The following is a 19,697-nucleotide window of genomic DNA, read 5'->3' on the forward strand; positions in this document are numbered from 1 at the left end:
TCTATCACTCTAATTTTTATTGCCTGCCCAATGCAGCCTTTATCATCCTCTATTCAAACAAGGACATTTGATTTTCATCCTCATCTTCTAAGGGCTCATGGCCATCAGCATTCTCATTATTTGCACTGGACTCATCTACTACAGGCTCCAATTCATGAATTTTAGATACCTGAAAAGTCGTCAGCCTTTTTCCTTTTGCTTTAAAACTTTTTACCCCAATAAACTCGGCCACCTCAACAATGAGCTTTTCACGCAACTTATCATCACCGCCAAATTTCACCTCCAGGCGTGGGTAGTCTACGTGCATGATTTTAACAAGGCGCGATTTTGGGTTGTCGCCAATGAACGATTGCTCTTTCACCGCGTTTTCGAATTGGAAGCGCTTTATATAGTAGTAATTCTGATCAGCATCAAAATACACTGCGGACCACACCACATCGCTCCTGAATTTTTCAATAATGAGAATATTATCCTCGTAGTGATTGCTCAGGTCGAAGGAAGTCAAATGATACTTCCCGTCTTTGGTAATTACCAATACCTGATCGCCCCCACTGAACTCACCAAGGTACTGTCCGCGACCATCGGCGTTTAGACGCAGGGTTTCATGTTCAAACCAGATTTTACGTCCGCCTAATGTCGATTCGCCTTTTCTTTTGAGCGATATGGATTTTACTTCGTGCTTTGTAAGAATATTACCCATTGCCGAGCGCCCTTTGATGGCCAGCTCACCCATATCCACTTCAAACACAAGGTTTCGAATACGGGCCTTTGGTCGGAGCACGACCTTTAATATCTCTGATTCACCATTTGGGTTCGCACTGAAATACATTAGTTTTGAACCAGGTGTTTCTTTGGTAATATGGTATTCTTTATCACGGGTTACACCAGTAACTGCAAAACGCTTCATGTACATAATACCACCTTTACCATCGCGATACACCGCATTATAGATGGTCCGCTTATCATTCTTTTTAAACACTGCAATGTGAATGATGTCCTTTCCTACAAAGGCCTTATCCGTGACCTTAGTAACCACATATTTTCCATCCTTATAGAAAATAATTATGTCGTCAATATCGGAACAGTCACAAACGTACTCATCCTTTTTGAGCGCAGTACCAATAAAGCCGTCTTCGCGGTTGATATAAAGCTTCTCATTTTTCACCACCACTTTGGAGGCCTCAATATTAGCGAAACTCCTGATCTCTGTTTTACGCGGGAAGTTTTTACCAAACTGCTTCTTAATATGTTTGAAGTAGTCGATGGCATAGGTGATCAGATTGTCGAGGTGGTAGACTATTTGCTCCATCTCTTCTTCAAGCGAAGCGATGTACTCATCTGCTTTTTTTGCATCGAATTTCGATATACGAATCATTCTGATTTGCGTGAGCTTCACAATATCATCGCGGGTAACTTCACGGCGCAATAAACTCTTGAAAGGCTCCAGGCCGTGATCAATAGTTTGCACAACAGCCTCCATTGATTCACAGTCTTCCATGCGCTGATAGATTTTATTCTCGATAAAAATCCGTTCCAACGAAGACATGTGCCAGGCTTCCTCCAGTTCACCCTTACGTATCTCCAGCTCACGCTTCAACAAATGCACCGTATTGTCGGTGTTCTCCTTCAGGATTTCACTGACACCAATGAAATACGGTTTATTATCCTGAATAACACAGGAGTTTGGCGATATAGACAACTCACAATCGGTAAAAGCATATAACGCATCGATGGTTTTATCAGGCGATGCCCCGGCTGGCAGATAAACAAGTATTTCTACATTCTCTGCCGTATTATCATCAATCTTCTTGATCTTAATTTTACCCTTATCATTAGCCTTCAGAATAGATTCGATAAGAGTAGTGGTGTTTTTTCCATAGGGGATATCGGAAATCACAAGTGTTTTACTATCGAGCTTACTAATTTTGGCTCTTACCTTCACTGCTCCCCCTCGCAGGCCATCGTTATAGCGCGATACATCCACCATACCACCTGTTGGAAAATCAGGAAACAACTCAAAGGGCTTCTTCTCCAAATAGTTCACCGACGCGTCAATGAGCTCATTGAAATTGTGAGGCAAGAGCTTTGATGCAAGTCCTACCGCAATTCCCTCCACACCCTGTGCCAGCAACAAAGGAAACTTAACAGGTAAGGTAACGGGTTCGTTATTTCGCCCGTCATAGCTCAGTTTCCATTCGGTCGTTTTTGGGTTAAAAACCACCTCCTGCGCAAACTTGGTCAGTCGAGCTTCTATATAACGGGGAGCAGCTGAACTATCACCGGTAAATACGTTCCCCCAGTTCCCCTGACAGTCGATGAGTAAGTCTTTTTGCCCCAGTTGTACCAAAGCATCACCAATGGAAGCATCTCCATGCGGGTGAAACTGCATGGTAAAACCAATAATATTGGCAACCTTATTATAGCGGCCATCATCCATGCGGCGCATTGCATGCAAAATACGGCGCTGCACCGGCTTTAATCCATCATTAATATGAGGGACGGCCCGCTCCAGAATCACGTAAGAGGCATAGTCCAGAAACCACTCGCGATACATACCGGGCAAGTGGTTCACTGATGTTTCATCAACATCCCATATGCGCTGGCCTTCCTGCGGTTGATTTTCTGATGACTCCGAAGGCATGTCCTCCGGTGTATTGGGGTTATTTGTATCGTCGAAACTCATTCTTTCGTAACAGTTTTATTCTTGAGTAACAAGGTCTTCTTCAATAATCAGATTATCGATAATAAAGTTTTGCCTAATGGGGGTGTTCTTACCCATATAAAACTCCAATAAATCTTTGATGGGCACATCCTTTTTCAAGCGCACCTGTTCGAGGCGAATGTCTTTACCAATAAAGTGCTTAAACTCATCAGGCGAAATCTCACCGAGCCCTTTAAAGCGCGTTATCTCAGGCTTAGGCCCACATTTTTTTATGGCCGAATGCTTCTCCTCATCAGAATAGCAATAGAAGGTCTTTTTCTTGTTTCGCACACGAAACAAGGGGGTTTGTAAGATATATAGGTGCCCGTTTTTAACCAGCTCGGGAAAGAACTGAAGGAAAAAGGTCAACAAAAGCAAGCGGATGTGCATTCCATCCACATCGGCATCTGTTGCAATAATTACCTGATTATAGCGCAGGGTCTCCAGTCCATCTTCGATATTGAGAGCTGCCTGAAGCAGGTTAAACTCTTCGTTTTCATACACCACCTTACGCGTTAATCCGTAACTATTTAGCGGCTTACCCTTTAAGCTAAACACAGCCTGAGAGTTGACATTACGTGCTTTAGTAATGGATCCACTGGCCGAATCTCCCTCGGTAATAAAAATGGAGCTGGCTAGGTTCTCATCCTTTTTAATATCGGTATAATGAATACGACAATCGCGCAATTTTTTATTATGCAGACTTACCTTTTTTGCTCGCTCGCGCGCCAACTTTTTTATACCTGAAATTGCTTTACGCTCTTTCTCCGATTCGAGAATCTTTTTGTTCAGAATATCGGCACTCTCAGCATGTTTGTGCAGGTAGTTATCCAGGTTCTCGGTTACAAAATCAAGGATAAAGTTACGCACAGATGGCCCATTTGGTCCAATGTCTTTAGAGCCCAGCTTTGTTTTTGTTTGTGACTCAAACACCGGCTCTTCGACCTTGATACTCACCGCCGCGATAATTCCGGTGCGGATATCAGACACATCAAAATTTTTGTTGTAGAAATCGCGAATGGTTTTTACATAGGCTTCACGAAACGCCACCAGGTGAGTTCCTCCCTGCGTGGTATGCTGTCCATTCACAAAAGTATAATACTCTTCGCCATACTGATTACCGTGTGTTACCGCAATTTCCAGATCTTCACCTTCAAGATGAATAATCGGATACAGCCCTTCACCATCCATGTTCTCATCCAGCAGATCGAGCAGCCCATTTTTACTCTGAAACACTTTACCGTTGTAAATAATAGATAGGCCTTTATTCAGGTAGGTATAGTTGCGTAGCAGTGTTTCGATAAATTCTTCGCGAAAAGTATAGCTTTCAAATATCTCGACATCAGGCGTAAAAGTAATGAAAGTGCCATTGGGCTCACTGGATGTTGTCTGCTCATGATCTGTAACGACTTCACCACGACTGAAATCAACGCGTTTGCTCTGTCCTTCACGATAGGCCTGAACGGTAAACTCGGTACTCAAGGCATTAACAGCTTTGATACCTACTCCATTTAGACCCACAGATTTTTTAAAGGCTTTAGAGTCGTATTTAGCCCCGGTATTCATCTTGGATGCCACATCAATTACCTTTCCGAGCGGAATACCGCGCCCAAAATCGCGCACGGATACCCTTCCATCCTGGACAGTAACTTCAATTTTCTTCCCGTTACCCATCATGAATTCGTCAATGGAATTATCCATTACCTCTTTGAGTAACACATAAATACCATCGTCGGCGAAAGCTCCATCTCCCAACTTACCAATATACATCCCCGGACGCCGACGAATATGTTCTTTCCAGTCGAGCGTTCGGATCGCATCTTCGGAATAGTTCTGTGTATTTTGACTACTCATACTTAAAAACAACTAAAATTTCGGAAAAGTGTAGGTCCTCTTTTGCGGAAAACCATCCAAATATAATTAAAAGACGAAATGTTTCGTAATTTCTTTATTAACAATCGTCACTCGGTCCCCAGTCAAAACCGCACGTTCTCACTGGGAATCAAACCCATTTTCTCCATTAAATAGGTTGCATTATGACTTTGTGTAACCCCCGTTCGGAGTTTATAGTCAAAGCTTAATCCCTCATTATCAAAATTTACCTCAAAGCAATTGTTGAAAACTCGTCCTTGAGTTTCTTCTGACAGCTGCCCCAATTCGAGGTCGTGAGTGGCCACAAGGCCGCACCCGTTGTATTTGAGCAATTGTTTAATCAGCGCTACCGACCCCTGGTACTTGTCCAATGAATTGGTCCCCTTTAAAATCTCATCAAGAATAAAAAAGAGTTCGCCATGTTCTTTGAGGCGTTCCACTATCATTTGCAATCGACTTAATTCAGCAAAAAAGTAGGATTCGTGTTTTAACAGATTATCCACCGCGCGCATATTGGTAATAAACGGCAGAGGTTTATACTCCAACTCCCTGGCCGGCACCACACAACCGTTGCCTGCAAGCACCAAAGCAACGCCAACCGTTCTGAGAAAAGTACTTTTGCCAGCCATATTTGCACCAGTTATCACACATATGCGCTGCTGTTCACTAAAATCAAAATTATTACAAACCCGCTCTTCAGCAGAAATCAGTGGATGTCCCAATTCGGTGGCAGTAAATATGACATCGGTCGACAAGCGGGGCAATACATAATTGGGATGATTATAAGTAAAGGTAGCCAGACTATTCAAAGCTTCCAGCTCATCCAACGTTTCCATCCAGCGCACAAGCTGATCGCCATATTTTTGATACCAACCCTGCAGACGAAAACACACAATCAAATCCCACAGAAGAAACCCATTCAGCAAAACACCTGACAACATGTTTAAACGCTGATCGAACAGCTTAATGTGAGAAGCCAGCCGCTGCATAACTTCACTGGCCGTCTGCCCATCAACTTCCAATCCTTGCTTAAGCTCTACCAAATAAGGCGACTGCATATCTGTTTGCTCCACATGCTTAATCAAACGCGCATAACGGTGCAAGTAATTTCCCAGAGAAGACACTTCGTTATGCACCCTGTTGATCTTCTTAAGATGAATGCCGGCCAACATGAGCCCCAGAAAAAACAACCACATAATTACATTGGCACTCCATACACCAATAGCCACCAATAAAACAGAAGCTCCTAGCAAGAGAAAAAAAACGGCTATCAGATATTTGGTCCAACCTGTAATAAAAGATAAATCGGGCTGTTTAGATACATCCAGCTGACGGTTACGCTTGTTTCCTTTTTCAACGATAGCGGCCAATGCATAGTAGTGCTGTCTGAAATCATTCAGACTGGCCAGCTCCTTAATGGCTGTTTGCCGCGCGCGAATTTGGCTGGCATTGAGTAGAACAGTTTTGAGCTTTTTGCCCAAACTAAGATAACCACCTTTTGTGGCTGTTCGGTTAATAAACTGAAAAAGGGAACCTTTTCCAAACAAATCCAGATCATGGGCATAGTCGTGCTCCATCTCAATCAAATCAGCCCCATCGGCCTCATCGACCCACTCATGCCCCAATGCCTTGATCTCTTTGTTGAGCAACTGCAGCCGAAATGCGACATACATCCGCTCATAACTTATACGGTTGGCTCGCCAGACAAGGCCTAAAAACGCCCCAAAAGACAGCGCAAAAACGATAAAGAAACTGGTCGTCCAAGGCTCACATAGTAAAAATGGCACTGCAAACGCAGCTACAAAAAAGAGCAGACGCAGCCACGCATTCACAACAAAGTTGTGACTTAGTCTGGTTTCCTTCTTTTGCCATTCATTCCGACTGGAAATGTACGATTGACTTCTATCTTCTATTGGTTGGCGGCCATTAGTTGCTCCCATATCATATCTTTCAGCTCTGTAATGCCATTATTGGCAACCGAAGATATAAAAACATAAGGCAGATCTGGCAAGTCTTTCTTAATTTCCTCAATCAGCTCCTCATCGAGCATATCTGATTTGGAAATAGCCAACATGCGCCCTTTATCCAGTAATTCAGGATTATACTGCTTTAGTTCATTCAACAAAATCTGATATTCTTTTTTGATATCTTCAGCATCCGCCGGCACTAAAAACAACAGTATAGAGTTCCGCTCAATATGCCTTAAGAACCGTATACCGAGCCCCTTACCTTCACTGGCCCCTTCGATAATTCCGGGGATATCTGCCATAGCAAATGACTGATGCTCGCGGTAGGATACAATGCCCAGATTAGGCACCAGGGTGGTAAATGGATAATCCGCAATTTCAGGTTTAGCGGCCGACAAAACCGATAAAAGAGTTGATTTACCGGCATTTGGAAAACCAACAAGCCCCACATCGGCGAGCACCTTCAGCTCCAGAATAGCTGCCATCTCAATGCCATCTTCCCCGGGCTGAGCATAACGCGGAGTTTGATTGGTTGCTGACTTAAAGTTCCAGTTTCCAAGACCCCCACGTCCACCTTTTACCAAAATTTGCTCCTGATCATGCTCGGTGATTTCAAACAATACTTCGCCGGTTTCAGCATCTTTAGCGATGGTACCCAAAGGCACCTCTATGACGCGATCTTCTCCATCTGCACCGGTCGAACGCTGCTTGCTTCCACTCGCTCCATGTCCGGCAAAAACGTGACGTTTATACTTTAAATGCAGCAGAGTCCAGGTATTGCGATTACCACGTACTATAATATGACCACCGCGACCGCCATCTCCTCCATCAGGCCCGCCCATGGCCACAAATTTCTCACGACGCAGGTGAGCCGATCCGGCTCCTCCTTTTCCTGAGCGACAAAAAATCTTTACGTAATCTACAAAATTTGTACCTGCCATACATTAGTATTTAAAACACAATAAGCCACGGTAAATAATTACCGTGGCTCAAATATCGTGAAAATAAATTTACTTCAGTTCGTTTAATACCTCACAAACACGGCCAAAGATATCATTGATATCACCAACCCCCACGATAGGCTTGTACAGGCGCCTCTGACGATAGAACTCAATCACAGGCAATGTTTGCTTTTCATATACTTCCAAACGCTTTTGAATCGTCTCCACATTATCGTCAGAACGTCCCTCTGTTTCAGCACGTTTCAACAGACGAGCCATTAACTCATCAGAGTCTACTTCCAGGTTTAACAGCACAGATACCTTTGTACCATGCGACTGCATAATCTCAATAAGCGCTTCTGCCTGAGCAACTGTTCGTGGAAAACCATCGAAAATAACTCCTTGTTCACGCGGCAAGCTCTCCAGGAAAGCATCCAACATATTAAGAATGGTTTCATCAGGCACCAACTCCCCTTTATCGATATAGCTCTTTGCGATTACACCTTCATGGGTATTATTGTGAATCGCCTTTCTGCACAAATCTCCCGTCGAAACGTGAGCTAAATTATACTTCTCTGCAATTAATTTGCTTTGCGTACCTTTTCCCGATCCCGGTGCGCCAAAGATGACAACATTGAGCATGTGTTACTCCTTTATTTTATTATAATTATATATATGGTATTTATTCTACTACGGTATATATATCTTTCAGATTTCTTCCGTAACCATCGTAATCCAAGCCATAGCCTACGATGAAATCATTTGGTATTTCCATGCCTACATAGTCAAGCGTTACATCTTGTTTGCACGCATCGGGTTTAAATAACATGGTGGCCACTTTCACATCTTCCGGCCCCATTTGTTTCACCTGATTGACAGTATTAATGATTGTCAAACCGGTATCCACAATATCTTCGAGCAACACAATGGTGCGACCCGCGATATTTTCGTTCAAACCAATTAGCTCTTTTACTTCTCCTGTTGAACCAGTTCCCGAGTAAGAGGATAATTTAACAAAGCTTATTTCGCAGGGAAAATCAAGTCGTTTCATCAGGTCCGATGCAAACATAAATGAGCCGTTTAAGACGCACACCATCAAAGGATTTTTTCCCTTCAATTCTTCATTCATCTGCTCAGCAACCTGACCAACAGCCTGCAACAACTTTTCTTCAGGTATCGACAACTCAAATTCTTTATCTAATATCTTAACTCGGTTCATTGCTTCTTTAATTTATTTTGGTTCAAGAAATACCAATGCCTAATGCTACCATCTGTAATATAGACAGTTACACTCTAAAAACATGGATTAGTCAAATAAAACTCTGGATTTTAAGCTGCAAAAGTATAAAAAATAAAGATAACTACATGATTATAATCCTTTCTTAACTATTTTTGTGATGGGAAAAATTAACGAAAGGTTCTATCAGAGAATTTTTAGTAACCAAATAAATGGATAATTATGCAACCAAAAGTTAGTATTATTATGGGAAGCACGTCGGATCTTCCAGTGATGAAGAAGGCGGCCGATTTTTTAAATGATCTGAAGATCCCATTCGAAATCAATGCCCTTTCAGCACACCGAACGCCGGCAGAGGTTGAAACGTTTGCCAAAAGTGCAGAGAGCAGAGGCGTTAAAGTTATTATTGCAGCGGCAGGTATGGCAGCTCACTTACCCGGTGTAATTGCATCAATGGTAAAAATTCCGGTGATTGGCGTTCCTATCAATGCCAGCCTCGACGGAATGGATGCTTTGTTATCCATTGCACAAATGCCTCCAGGAATTCCTGTAGCGACCGTTGGAATTAACGGAGCTCAAAACGCAGGCATCTTAGCCGCACAAATGATTGCCACTGGCGATGCCGAGTTATCGCAAAAGTTGGCTGATTTTAAGGAAAGCCTGAAGGAAAAAATTGTGAAGGCTAACGAAGAGTTAAAAGAAGTAACGTATGAATTTAAAACCAACTAAGAGGTTTTAATATACAATACCACAAAAAAAGAGTTTGCGCTTGGCAAACTCTTTTTTTATAACGTTGAGTTTTTATTTTTTAATCAACAGCCACACATCGTCACGGCCTTCAATGTCGCGTGCGTTTCGTAATTCGGCAAAAGCTTCGTTTCGATCATAAAACGACATGTAAGAGACCTTATAAAAATCGCTATTAGGGCCCGCCGGACGCTCAATTACCTGGGCATTATATCCCTCGTTGGTTAATTGCGTAACGAATTCATCGGCGTTGTGTCGACTGGCAAAACTCCCGGCTATCAAAAAATATTTATCAGCTGGCTTAGGTGGCTCCGGCTGAACCTCTTCCACCACAGGCTCCGGGGTTTCATTATTTAGTGAGTCTGCTACCACTTGTTTTTCAACAACAGCTGTCTTCACTGGTTTTTGTGGTGTTTTTGCTGTTTTATCCTTACACCCCACTATTAGCAGAGCAAGAATAGCAAAAGCAGTTATTAATTTCCTCATAAGAACTAGTTTGCGTGTTTGAAAGTAATCATACTTGTACAATAAACAGAGTTAAAAGTAAGGAAATTGATGTTGCTTCGCAATATTTATAAGTAGTATATTGCTGCAAGTCCTCACAAAAACCTACACAACATACTTATAGCCAACCCCTTTTATGGTTTTAATATGTTCCTGTCCAATCTTTTCCCGTAGTTTGCGAATATGCACATCAATGGTTCGGTCGCCCACAATTATATTATCTCCCCAAACGGCATTATAAATCTCGTCGCGAGTAAACACTTTTTCGGGCTTGGAAGCCAGCAACACCAGCAATTCAAACTCCTTTTTGGGCAATACCAGCTCATCACCGGCATTCACAATCAGGTAGCGTTCTCTATCGATAATCAAATCACCGATTTGCTTCACTTGTCCTTCCTCTTGTTCTGCAGCACCATCTTCGGGTCGATACCTTTTAAGCAAAGCTTTAGCCCTTGATATCAATACTTTTGGCTTAATTGGCTTTGTAATATAATCGTCGGCACCAGCGTCAAAACCGGCAATCTGCGAATAATCTTCGCCACGGGCCGTTAAAAACGCTACGATAGAATTTTTCAGTGCAGGAATCTTTTTTATTTCTTCGCAAGTTTCAATGCCATCCATTTCGGGCATCATAACATCTAAAATAATAAGCTCAGGCATTTCTGCCTCGGCCACTTTAATAGCTTCCTGCCCGTTGCTGGCCGTTAGCACCTGAAAACCTTCCTTTCGCATGTTATAGCTTAAAAACTCCAGAATATCAGGCTCGTCGTCGACTAAAAGCACCTTGTAATTTTCTACATTCATTATACACATATTGGTTATACGAAAGTAAATAATGTGATTAACAATTTGTTTGGTAAAGATTATAGGGCCCTCTCCAGGGTGAAGGTGAATACAGTACCTTGTCCGAGTTTACTCCGCACATTAATGCGTTGTCCGTGGGCCTCAATTAAATGCTTAACAATGGCCAGACCCAAACCTGTCCCGCCCTGCTCGCGGCTTCTGCTTTTATCGGCCCTGTAAAATCGCTCAAAAATACGCGGCAGACTTTCCTCGGGAATGCCAATACCGGTATCTTTTACTTCCACCAGCACCCGGTTACCCATATCAAAAAAACTCACTTCTGTTTTCCCACCTTTTTTTCCGTAATTGATAGAGTTGACTATCAGATTACTCATCACCTGGAAGATGCGCTGTTTATCAGCCTTCACATACAATGGGGCATCGGCTCCTTCGCCAAAATCAAGTTGAATAGTTTTCTGGTTGGCCCGTATTTCCTGAAGCTCAAACACATCATCAACAAGCTGACACAAATTAAAGCGCTCCTTATGGAGCTGCAATTCCCCTGCCTCCAACTTCGAAATCGCCTCTAAATCTTCGATTATCGAAATCATCCTGTCAATACTTTTTTCGGTGCGGGTGAGGTAGCGCATATTGATATTAGGATCATCAATTCCTCCATCAAGAAGAGTGAGTATATATCCCTGAATATTAAATATTGGTGTTTTTAATTCGTGCGACACATTCCCCAAAAACTCCTTCCGGTACTTCTCCATCTGCTTAAGCTCCTGAATCTCCTGGGTCCGGTCTTGCATCCAATTAACCACTTCACGGTTTACTGTTGATAAAATATCATCTGAATAAGGTGCATTCATATCCATCTTTTGCCCTTTATCATCCGGCCCATAAATGGTTTGATAGATCGGTTTAATTTTGGAGTAAATAAAGGAGTTGATAAAATAATTGACCAAGGCAAATGAGACCGCAAAGAACACAGGCACTGAAATAACCAGTGAGTAAAACAGGTTGGGGCTAAAATAATTGACTCCAAAAAACACAAAAGCGAGTACTAAAAAGCCGATGGCAACAAAACCTGCTATTTTTTGTGGCTCAAGAGATTTCATATCCTAAGTATTATTGTTTGGGATGGATCGTTTTTCTATGCAAACATTAAAAAAAAGACCTATCTTTTTCAACAAAGTTATAGTAATTATTGCCTTATCAATCAATTTATAAGATAATTGCAAATGTTAAGCTAATGTTAAGCAGCTATTGCTTTACAAGACTGATATTAGATAGCTTTGCAATATTAATTTTGCTGGCAATAGTAACATAAATTTAACATTGACTTACCTTTTGAAAGTGAGGTTACGCCTATCTTTGGCTTTAACAATAAAAGATTATGACGTTTATCTGGATAGCTGTTATTCTTCTGGGCTTATTGGCCGTTGTGGACTTAGTAGTGGGAGTTTCGAACGATGCCGTTAACTTTTTAAATGCCGCCATTGGTTCCCGCACGGCAAAAAGAAAATTTGTCTATTGGGTGGCAGCTCTTGGCCTTTTAATAGGCTCACTGCTTTCGGCCAATATGATGGAAGTGGCCCGTAAAGGAGTTATCAATCCCTCCAGTTTTGCATTTACCGAGCTGATTGTGGTATTTGTAGCCGTAATGATCATAGATATCATCCTTATCGATGGATTTAATACATTAGGGTTTCCGACCTCAACCACCATAGCCATCGTTTTTGAGCTGCTGGGAGGCGCCATGGCTCTGTCGTTTATTAAAACACGACAAGCCCGCATTGATGGCATCGAAGTGGAAAAAATGATTAATACCGACAAAGCTTTTATTATTCTGGCCGGTATTTTACTATCCATATTTTTGGCTTTTGTGGTCGGCATTCTGGTGCAATTTTTAACGCGTATTATCTTCAGCTTTAATTACCAGCGGCGCTTCAAATACCTGTTTGCCATTGTTGGTGGATTGGCCATTACGGCCATCTTTTTCATGATCCTAAAAAAAGGGCTTGGCGACACGAGTATTTTTGATTCCTACCCCTGGTTTGAAACCATTGTGCGGCTGCAAACGGAAATTCTATTGGGCATATTTGCCCTTACAACCTTTATTTTTCTGTTTTTAAGTCTTTCGTTCAATGTAGATGTTCCGCGGATTGTGGTCTTGTTTGGCACCTTTGCGCTGGCGATGTCTTTTGCAGCCAATGACCTGGTCAATTTTATTGGCATTCCACTGGCCGCCATTGAGAGTTTTAAAGAATTTATTGCATCGGGACAAACATCACCCAATCATTTCTCACTCGATTTTATGGCCGATGGCATTATTCGCAGGAGTATTTTCAGCGACTATACCTATGCAATAATATTTAGTTTTTCGGCCATCGTAATGATCATCACTCTTTTTCGTTCGAAAAAGGCGCGTAGCGTCACCGAAACAGAGGTTCACCTGGGACGTCAGTCATCGGGCTACGAACGTTTTGAACCCTCACACCTATCCAGGGTCATTGTTCGTAACTTTCTCCATCTGCATTCGGTAATTGTTGGTGTTTTACCAAGGCCCATAGTCCAGTTTTTCGATTCGCGCTACCAAAAAGCCGAGACCGCCGAAACAAGAACTGTTGACGGGGTCATTTATTTTGATACCGTAAGAGCGGCCGTCAACCTGGTGGTAGCCAGCATACTTATTTCACTGGGTACTTACATGCAATTTCCACTGTCCACCACTTTTGTGGTATTTATGGTGGCCATGGGGACTTCCTTAGCCGATCAGGCCTGGGGCAGAGAAAGTGCGGTTTATAGAGTGTCAGGTGTGTTATCCATACTGGGCGGTTGGTTTTTTACTGCCTGCCTCGCTTTTATTGGTGCATTTATCTTTACTTACATAATTTGGTATGGCGGCTGGATTGCCGCCCTGCTATTAGCGGCGGTCGCCTTCGGTTCATTATGGTTAACCACCAGGTATCACAACCGCAAACTGGAAGAAAAACGCCTTTTAAAAGAAGAATTTCAGGATGAGGTAGACAATAACCTCGACCACCTGATGGATAATGGCAGTGAACAGATACGCCACCATTTACAGGAAGCCTCAAAGGTTTTTTACCTGTCGCTTCAGGGATTTATCGATGAAGATGTAAGGCAACTGCACGAAGCTCACAATAAGGCCTTACTCCTCGACAAATACACACGCAACAGCAAATCAAAATTCTTTTATGCCTATGCTAAAGTTACGGAAGAAGGCATAGACTCAGGCCATTACTTTATCCAAACATTTGATTACCTGACAGAACTGGTTGGTTGCCTTACCAACATCTCGCATCCTCTTTATGAGCACATCGAAAATCAACACAAAGGGATGACTCCTTCGCAGCGGGATGACCTGCAGGAACTGCTGGAGGAAATAACTGGTTATTTCAATCACATTATTCATATGGAGAAGGAGCAAAACTTCGACCACCTGAATGAGATGATCAGCAAACAGAACTTTCTGATTGGTTTCCAGGATTCGCTGCGACGTAACCAAATCAAACGCATTCAAAAAGGGGAAGGGCGCACCCGTGTAAGCATTCTATTTATGGATGTTCTGGCAGAAACAAAGAATGTACTGCTTTATTCGATTAACTTACTAAAAGCACACAGAGATTTTGTGGCCTCTTATCGTTCAAACAGTAGTCAATAGCTTGGTTTCAATTCAAAAAAAATAAGAACAATCGATGGCTGTTTGATCCGGCAAGTGCCACAATGTTAAAAACGTGTTAATCGAACCTTAAAGCTACAGGCACCTGCGCTTAAAAAAGAACACCATATGCTCATTAACACATTCACAACCAACCATCAAGAACTACACCCTGCTTAACATACATTTAAAGTTCTATTAATTCTCTCTTATCAGCCTTGCTCTGGCCTTGCCATACATTTGCTCTCGAAATAGTTGAATTATTGCGAGGAAAAATGAAAAGACAAGTATTAGGATTGATGATTCTTTGTCTGGCAAGTCTGACACAGGGATTTGCACAAACAGGAATACTAAAAGGGAAAATAACTGACAATAAGACGGGAGAAGAGCTTATTGGAGCGGCTATTATTATTGAAGGAACCACCACCGGAACTACTACCGATTTTATGGGTGATTACACCATGCCTCCATTGGAGGCCGGCACCTATACCATCCGCTGCCAATACATATCGTACGAACCACAAATTAAAGAGGGTGTCGTAATTAAAGAGAGTGAAGAAACCGTTCTGAACTTTCTGATGGGCGAATCAGAACTAGACCTGGCCGAGGTAAAAGTGGTAGCAAAAGCCAACCGCGAATCGGCAAATTTTCTGATGCTGGAGCAGAAAAAAGCAGCCATTGCTGTCGAAAGCATAGGAGCCGCTCAGTTATCAGCCCAGGGCGTTGGTGATGCAGCAGCTGCCGTTAGTAAAGTATCGGGCATTGCAAATAACGAAGGCTCCCAATCTCTGAACGTTAGGGGATTAGGAGACCGCTATAACACCACTACCTATAACGGACTGCCATTACCATCCAATAACGCTGAACTTAAAAACATCGATTTAGGCCTGTTCAGCACCGATGTGATGTCCCACATCAACATTGAAAAAACCTACACTGCTCCACTATACGGCGATTTTGGCGGTGCCAATATTAACATTGTATCGAAAAAACTGACCGGCAACCCATTCCTGTCATTAAGCATTAAAGTCCCTCACAACTCAAGCCTATTTGGCCTCGACGGTTTTTATTTAAATGATGGTTACGGGAAAGCAGGTTTTTCAACCACAGCACTACCCAATATCGACGCCTTAAAAAATAAGGACGGCTATGGCTTTACAAACTCGTGGAACCCTGTAAAAAGTAGCGTAGTCCCATCGATTGGCCTGGGTATTTCAGGTGGTAAATCATTTGAGTTAAGCGAGGCTGCCAAACTGAATGCCTTTTTTACGCTTTCGTTTGACAACAAACGCACTTACACCGAAAAAATTGAGCGGGTAGTAAATGCAGGTGGCAACGCCTGGGACAACCTGGAAGGTGAAGCTTATAATTACCAAACCCAAACCAGCGGCATGCTTAACCTCAACTACTCACGTGCCAATACCAACATTTACCTGAACAGCCTATTGCTTAATTCTTCGAATCAAGAGTTGACCACAATGGCCGGCCACATTCGCGATGTTAACGACGACCCTGAAACACCTGGATTAAAACGCCGTGGCGATTACCAACAAAACTTTGTGTTAGTTAATCAGTTGCTTGGCGAACATCAGCTAAATAAAAGCACCAGACTAAACTGGGGCTTGGCTCACAATTTTATTATAAACAGTGTGCCCGACCGAATTGAGAACACCTACCTGTTCTACTACGAAGACACCAATATGGGAGAGCTAGACACCGAAGCCGTTGGACGCAACTACCGCTATTTTCAGGAATTTACTGATAATGAACTGGCGGCCAACCTATCGGTAAGCAAACAGTTTGGTGAAGGGCTAACAGATGACATGGAGTACCGCAGCAAATTAACAGCTGGCTATTCAGGAAGAATTAAACTTCGCCAATTCGAAAATTACCAGTTCAATCACCAGGTAATCCATGCAGGTACCATGGTAAACATCGACCAGGCAGATGATTTTTTTAACGAACAAAATTTCATCGATGGCTTGTTCAGAATTGACACCCCAACGGCCGGCGATGAAAACGGCAACCAGCGCTATGGCGAAAGCTACGAGGGAACCATTAACCTCCATTCAGGCTTCCTCATGTATGAATACAATGTGTCGCCCCGTTTACTGGTACTGGCCGGTGTAAGAGCCGAAAGCATTTTCCAGGAGATGAAAACCCGCTCCCGTCAGAACATAAGTGGCCGGACTGAAACAATTGATTTCAACGAGATGAAGATGCTGCCAAGCCTGTCGCTCAAATACGCCACAACAGACAAGTCGAATATTCGATTTGCAGCCTCTCAAACCTATACCTTGCCGCAGCTTCAGGAGATGCCTTTTATTGCTTTTGCAGGCTTAACAGATGTGATTTGGGGCAATCCCTGGCTAAAACCATCTACGGTTTACAATGCCGACCTAAAGTGGGAAGTCTTTCCAAAAAATAGTGAAGCTTTAAGTGCAACTGTTTTTGGCAAATACATTAATGAACCAATAAATAAATTTACTATCGCCGGCACATTCAATGAATTTGTGAATGCCAACACGGGCGATGCCGCACATGTTTACGGGATCGAGCTGGATGCCAAAAAAGACCTGTTCGATTTTAGTACCGACAATCGAATCAGAAAAGTGTACGCCAGTGGAAACATAACGCTGATGGATTCACAAACAGATTTGGATGCTGAAAAAATCAGGACTGAAACCAACTATAGTTTCAATGCCAACTTCAACAAAGCCACCAGCCAATTGCAGGGCGCAGCTCCACTATTAGCCAACCTTACCCTAGGCTATAAGCAAAAGTGGGACGAGAACAAGAAATCCATTAAAGCAGCACTGGTGTACAACTATACATCAGACCGGCTATACTCCATAGGCCACTCCAACATGGGCAACCAGGTTGATCAGGCCATCAACACATTCGACTTTGTGTTAAAAACCAAATGTAACCGTCTGGGTATTGATGTTTCAGCCAAAAACCTGCTCAATCCTAATATCAAACGCGTTCAGCAAAACAGTGATAAAGATTACCTGGTTCGCCAATACAAGATTGGTACAACCTATAGCATATCATTAAAATATAATTTCTAAGCTTTTTTAAACTTAACATTTGTAAAAATGAAAAAACTATCATTTTTCGTCCTTTCATTAATGGTGCTTGTGTTGGCAAGCTGTAATGATGACAATGATCCTGTAAACCCTATTGATCCGGATAATATTGCCGGAACCATCACAACTGATGTTGTATTTAATGCAGCAACTCCATACAAACTAGATGGCGCTTTGATTATAGCCGATGGTGCCTCATTAACCATCCCTGCCGGCACCAAAATTACCGCCAAAGGAGGAACTACTTCCTATATTGCCGTGGCACAGGGCGGACAAATTTTTATTGATGGTTCGGCCAACCAGCCAGTAATCATGACTTCTGATGTGAAAACTGCCGGTAGCTGGGGCGGTTTAATCATTTGTGGAAAAGCCCCAGTTAACACAGGCGAAGGAGGTATTTCTGAAGTCGGCAACTTGCCTTATGGCGGAAGTGTGGCAGATGACAATTCAGGCTCTATCAACTATCTGCGGGTAGAATACACCGGGTATGTTTACACCAACGAAAAGCAATTCAACGGCGTCACCTTCTTTGGCGTGGGCTCAGGCACCAAAGTTGATTACGTGTCATCCTACATGGGTAACGATGACGGCATTGAATTTTTTGGCGGAACAGTGAATGCGTCTCACCTGGTGTCTATTGGAAGTAACGACGACGGCATTGACTTTGCCGATGGCTGGTCGGGCACTGGTAACTACTGGTACGCCCTTAACTCCGCCAAATCGGGCATCGAAGGCTCAAACAACGGCACCGACGGTGCTGCCACACCAATGACCAACGCTACAATCAGTAACATTACGGTCTACGGCATGGGCGAAAAACCATGGTTCCTGAAAGAAGGCGCCGGAATTCAAACCATTGATAACGTCGTAATCGGCGGAATGGTGGCCGGAAAAGAACAAGCCTATTTCTATGCATCGGATTCAGATACTGATTTTGATCCTGCCAAAATATCCCTCACCAATGTGAAGTTTGTCGACATGGGCATTGGTAATACCATCAAAGCTATTGAGGGCCTATCAATTACAGAAAATGAAAATGCCACAGGAGCCGGAAATGGTGTGGAAGCGCCTGATTGGGCCGCAGGATGGGCTTCACCTGAAGACATCACTCCCATGGATCCCTCCACAAATATCGCGGGTGAATACACTAACGATCAGGTATTGGCAGCTGGAACAACCTATACATTAGACGGGGCACTGATTGTGAAAGACGGTGGCTCGCTAACCATCGAAGAAGGAGCTACCATTATTGCAACAGCCAGTTCAACTACCTACATAGCGATTGCCCAAGGTGCTCAAATTTTTGTGCAGGGAACTGCCGAAAACCCTGTAGTGATGACATCTGAGGTAAAAGAAGCGGGCAGCTGGGGTGGCCTGGTCATTTGTGGCAAAGCCCCGGTAAACACGGGTGAGGGTGGCATTTCTGAAGTAGGTAATCTGCCTTACGGCGGAAATGTCGCTGATGATAATTCGGGTTCAATCAACTACTTGCGCGTAGAGTACACCGGGTATGTGTTTACCAATGAAAAGCAGTTTAACGGCGTGACATTTTTCGGCGTAGGTTCAGGCACAGTTGTAGATTATGTGTCATCTTATAAAGGAAATGATGATGGAATTGAGTTTTTTGGAGGAACCGTTAATGCCTCTCACCTGGTAGCCATTGACTCTAACGATGATGGAATTGATTTTGCCGATGGCTGGTCAGGCACCGGTAACTACTGGTATTCATACAACTCAGCCAAGTCGGGTATTGAAGGGTCGAACAATGGCACCAATGGAGCTGCTACCCCTATGACCACCGCTACAATTAACAATGTGACAGTATATAAAATGGGAGAAAAGCCTTGGTTCCTCAAAGAAGGAGCCGGTGTGCAAACCATTACTAACTGTGTGATTGGCGGGCTGGCCGACAATAAAGGACAAGCCTATTTCTATGCATCGGGTGACGACAGCGCTTTCGACGCCTCTAAAATTACCCTAACCGATGTGGCGTTTGTTGACATGGGTACCGGCAACACCGAAAAAGCAGTTGTTGGCATTAACTTTACTGAAAAAGCTGATGCCACCGGAGCTGGCAATGGCAAAGAAGCTCCAGACTGGGCGGCAGGCTGGGCAGCACCGGCAGAATAAACTACCCAATTATAACATCTTTAAGCAAGAAGGTGGCCCCA

General features: G+C 43.2%; 13 protein-coding genes. 4 read left to right on the plus strand and 9 right to left on the minus strand.

Going from position 1 to position 19,697, the window contains the following annotated elements; genetic code table 11:
• Positions 1 to 49: 49 nt before the first annotated feature.
• From ACSX1H_RS01415 to hpt, 6 genes are all read right to left on the minus strand, one after another.
• Positions 50 to 2,683, minus strand: coding sequence for a DNA gyrase/topoisomerase IV subunit A (locus ACSX1H_RS01415; RefSeq protein ID WP_439181743.1), 2,634 nt, complete (start codon positions 2,681 to 2,683; stop codon positions 50 to 52).
• A gap of 15 nt (positions 2,684 to 2,698) precedes the next feature.
• Positions 2,699 to 4,555: a DNA topoisomerase IV subunit B gene (locus tag ACSX1H_RS01420; protein ID WP_439181744.1), complete on the minus strand. Its 1,857-nt coding sequence runs from the start codon at positions 4,553 to 4,555 to the stop codon at positions 2,699 to 2,701.
• 122 nt (positions 4,556 to 4,677) lie between these two features.
• On the minus strand, positions 4,678 to 6,513 hold the full coding sequence (locus ACSX1H_RS01425) for a MutS-related protein (RefSeq protein ID WP_439181745.1): 1,836 nt from the start codon (positions 6,511 to 6,513) through the stop codon (positions 4,678 to 4,680).
• Positions 6,483 to 7,481, minus strand: coding sequence for a GTPase ObgE (obgE, locus tag ACSX1H_RS01430; RefSeq protein ID WP_439181746.1), 999 nt, complete (start codon positions 7,479 to 7,481; stop codon positions 6,483 to 6,485). The genes ACSX1H_RS01425 and obgE overlap by 31 nt, the downstream gene beginning before the upstream one ends.
• A gap of 69 nt (positions 7,482 to 7,550) precedes the next feature.
• Positions 7,551 to 8,123: an adenylate kinase gene (locus tag ACSX1H_RS01435; protein ID WP_439181747.1), complete on the minus strand. Its 573-nt coding sequence runs from the start codon at positions 8,121 to 8,123 to the stop codon at positions 7,551 to 7,553.
• 40 nt (positions 8,124 to 8,163) lie between these two features.
• Complete coding sequence (hpt, locus tag ACSX1H_RS01440) at positions 8,164 to 8,700, minus strand: hypoxanthine phosphoribosyltransferase (protein ID WP_439181748.1); 537 nt, start codon at positions 8,698 to 8,700, stop codon at positions 8,164 to 8,166.
• Positions 8,701 to 8,940: 240 nt separating this feature from the next.
• Between hpt and purE the strand changes: the two genes are divergently transcribed.
• The gene (purE, locus tag ACSX1H_RS01445) at positions 8,941 to 9,447 is read left to right on the plus strand and encodes a 5-(carboxyamino)imidazole ribonucleotide mutase (RefSeq protein ID WP_439181749.1); all 507 of its coding nucleotides are present in this window, start codon (positions 8,941 to 8,943) and stop codon (positions 9,445 to 9,447) included.
• A gap of 72 nt (positions 9,448 to 9,519) precedes the next feature.
• Here the strand turns inward: purE and ACSX1H_RS01450 are convergent, their stop codons facing one another.
• The 3 genes from ACSX1H_RS01450 to ACSX1H_RS01460 all read right to left on the minus strand — a co-directional run bounded on the left by ACSX1H_RS01450 (position 9,520) and on the right by ACSX1H_RS01460 (position 11,873).
• Positions 9,520 to 9,951 carry an SPOR domain-containing protein gene (locus ACSX1H_RS01450; protein WP_439181750.1) on the minus strand — a complete coding sequence of 144 codons (432 nt, stop codon included), beginning with the start codon at positions 9,949 to 9,951 and terminating at the stop codon, positions 9,520 to 9,522.
• A gap of 123 nt (positions 9,952 to 10,074) precedes the next feature.
• Positions 10,075 to 10,773, minus strand: a complete 699-nt coding sequence (locus ACSX1H_RS01455) for a response regulator transcription factor (protein WP_439181751.1) — start codon at positions 10,771 to 10,773, stop codon at positions 10,075 to 10,077.
• Positions 10,774 to 10,832: 59 nt separating this feature from the next.
• A complete protein-coding gene (locus ACSX1H_RS01460) occupies positions 10,833 to 11,873 on the minus strand; it encodes a sensor histidine kinase (protein WP_439181752.1) in 1,041 nt (346 codons plus the stop codon).
• Positions 11,874 to 12,151: 278 nt separating this feature from the next.
• Between ACSX1H_RS01460 and ACSX1H_RS01465 the strand changes: the two genes are divergently transcribed.
• From ACSX1H_RS01465 to ACSX1H_RS01475, 3 genes are all read left to right on the plus strand, one after another.
• Positions 12,152 to 14,440: an inorganic phosphate transporter gene (locus ACSX1H_RS01465; protein WP_439181753.1), complete on the plus strand. Its 2,289-nt coding sequence runs from the start codon at positions 12,152 to 12,154 to the stop codon at positions 14,438 to 14,440.
• 272 nt (positions 14,441 to 14,712) lie between these two features.
• Entirely contained in the window at positions 14,713 to 17,508 is a 2,796-nt protein-coding gene (locus ACSX1H_RS01470) for a TonB-dependent receptor (protein ID WP_439181754.1), read from the plus strand.
• Between the two features lie 27 nt (positions 17,509 to 17,535).
• The gene (locus tag ACSX1H_RS01475) at positions 17,536 to 19,656 is read left to right on the plus strand and encodes a beta-helix domain-containing protein (protein ID WP_439181755.1); all 2,121 of its coding nucleotides are present in this window, start codon (positions 17,536 to 17,538) and stop codon (positions 19,654 to 19,656) included.
• The last annotated feature ends 41 nt before the right edge of the window (positions 19,657 to 19,697 follow it).

Source organism: Carboxylicivirga taeanensis, assembly GCF_051851475.1.
In the GTDB taxonomy this organism is placed as follows: Bacteria; Bacteroidota; Bacteroidia; order Bacteroidales; family Marinilabiliaceae; genus Carboxylicivirga; species Carboxylicivirga taeanensis.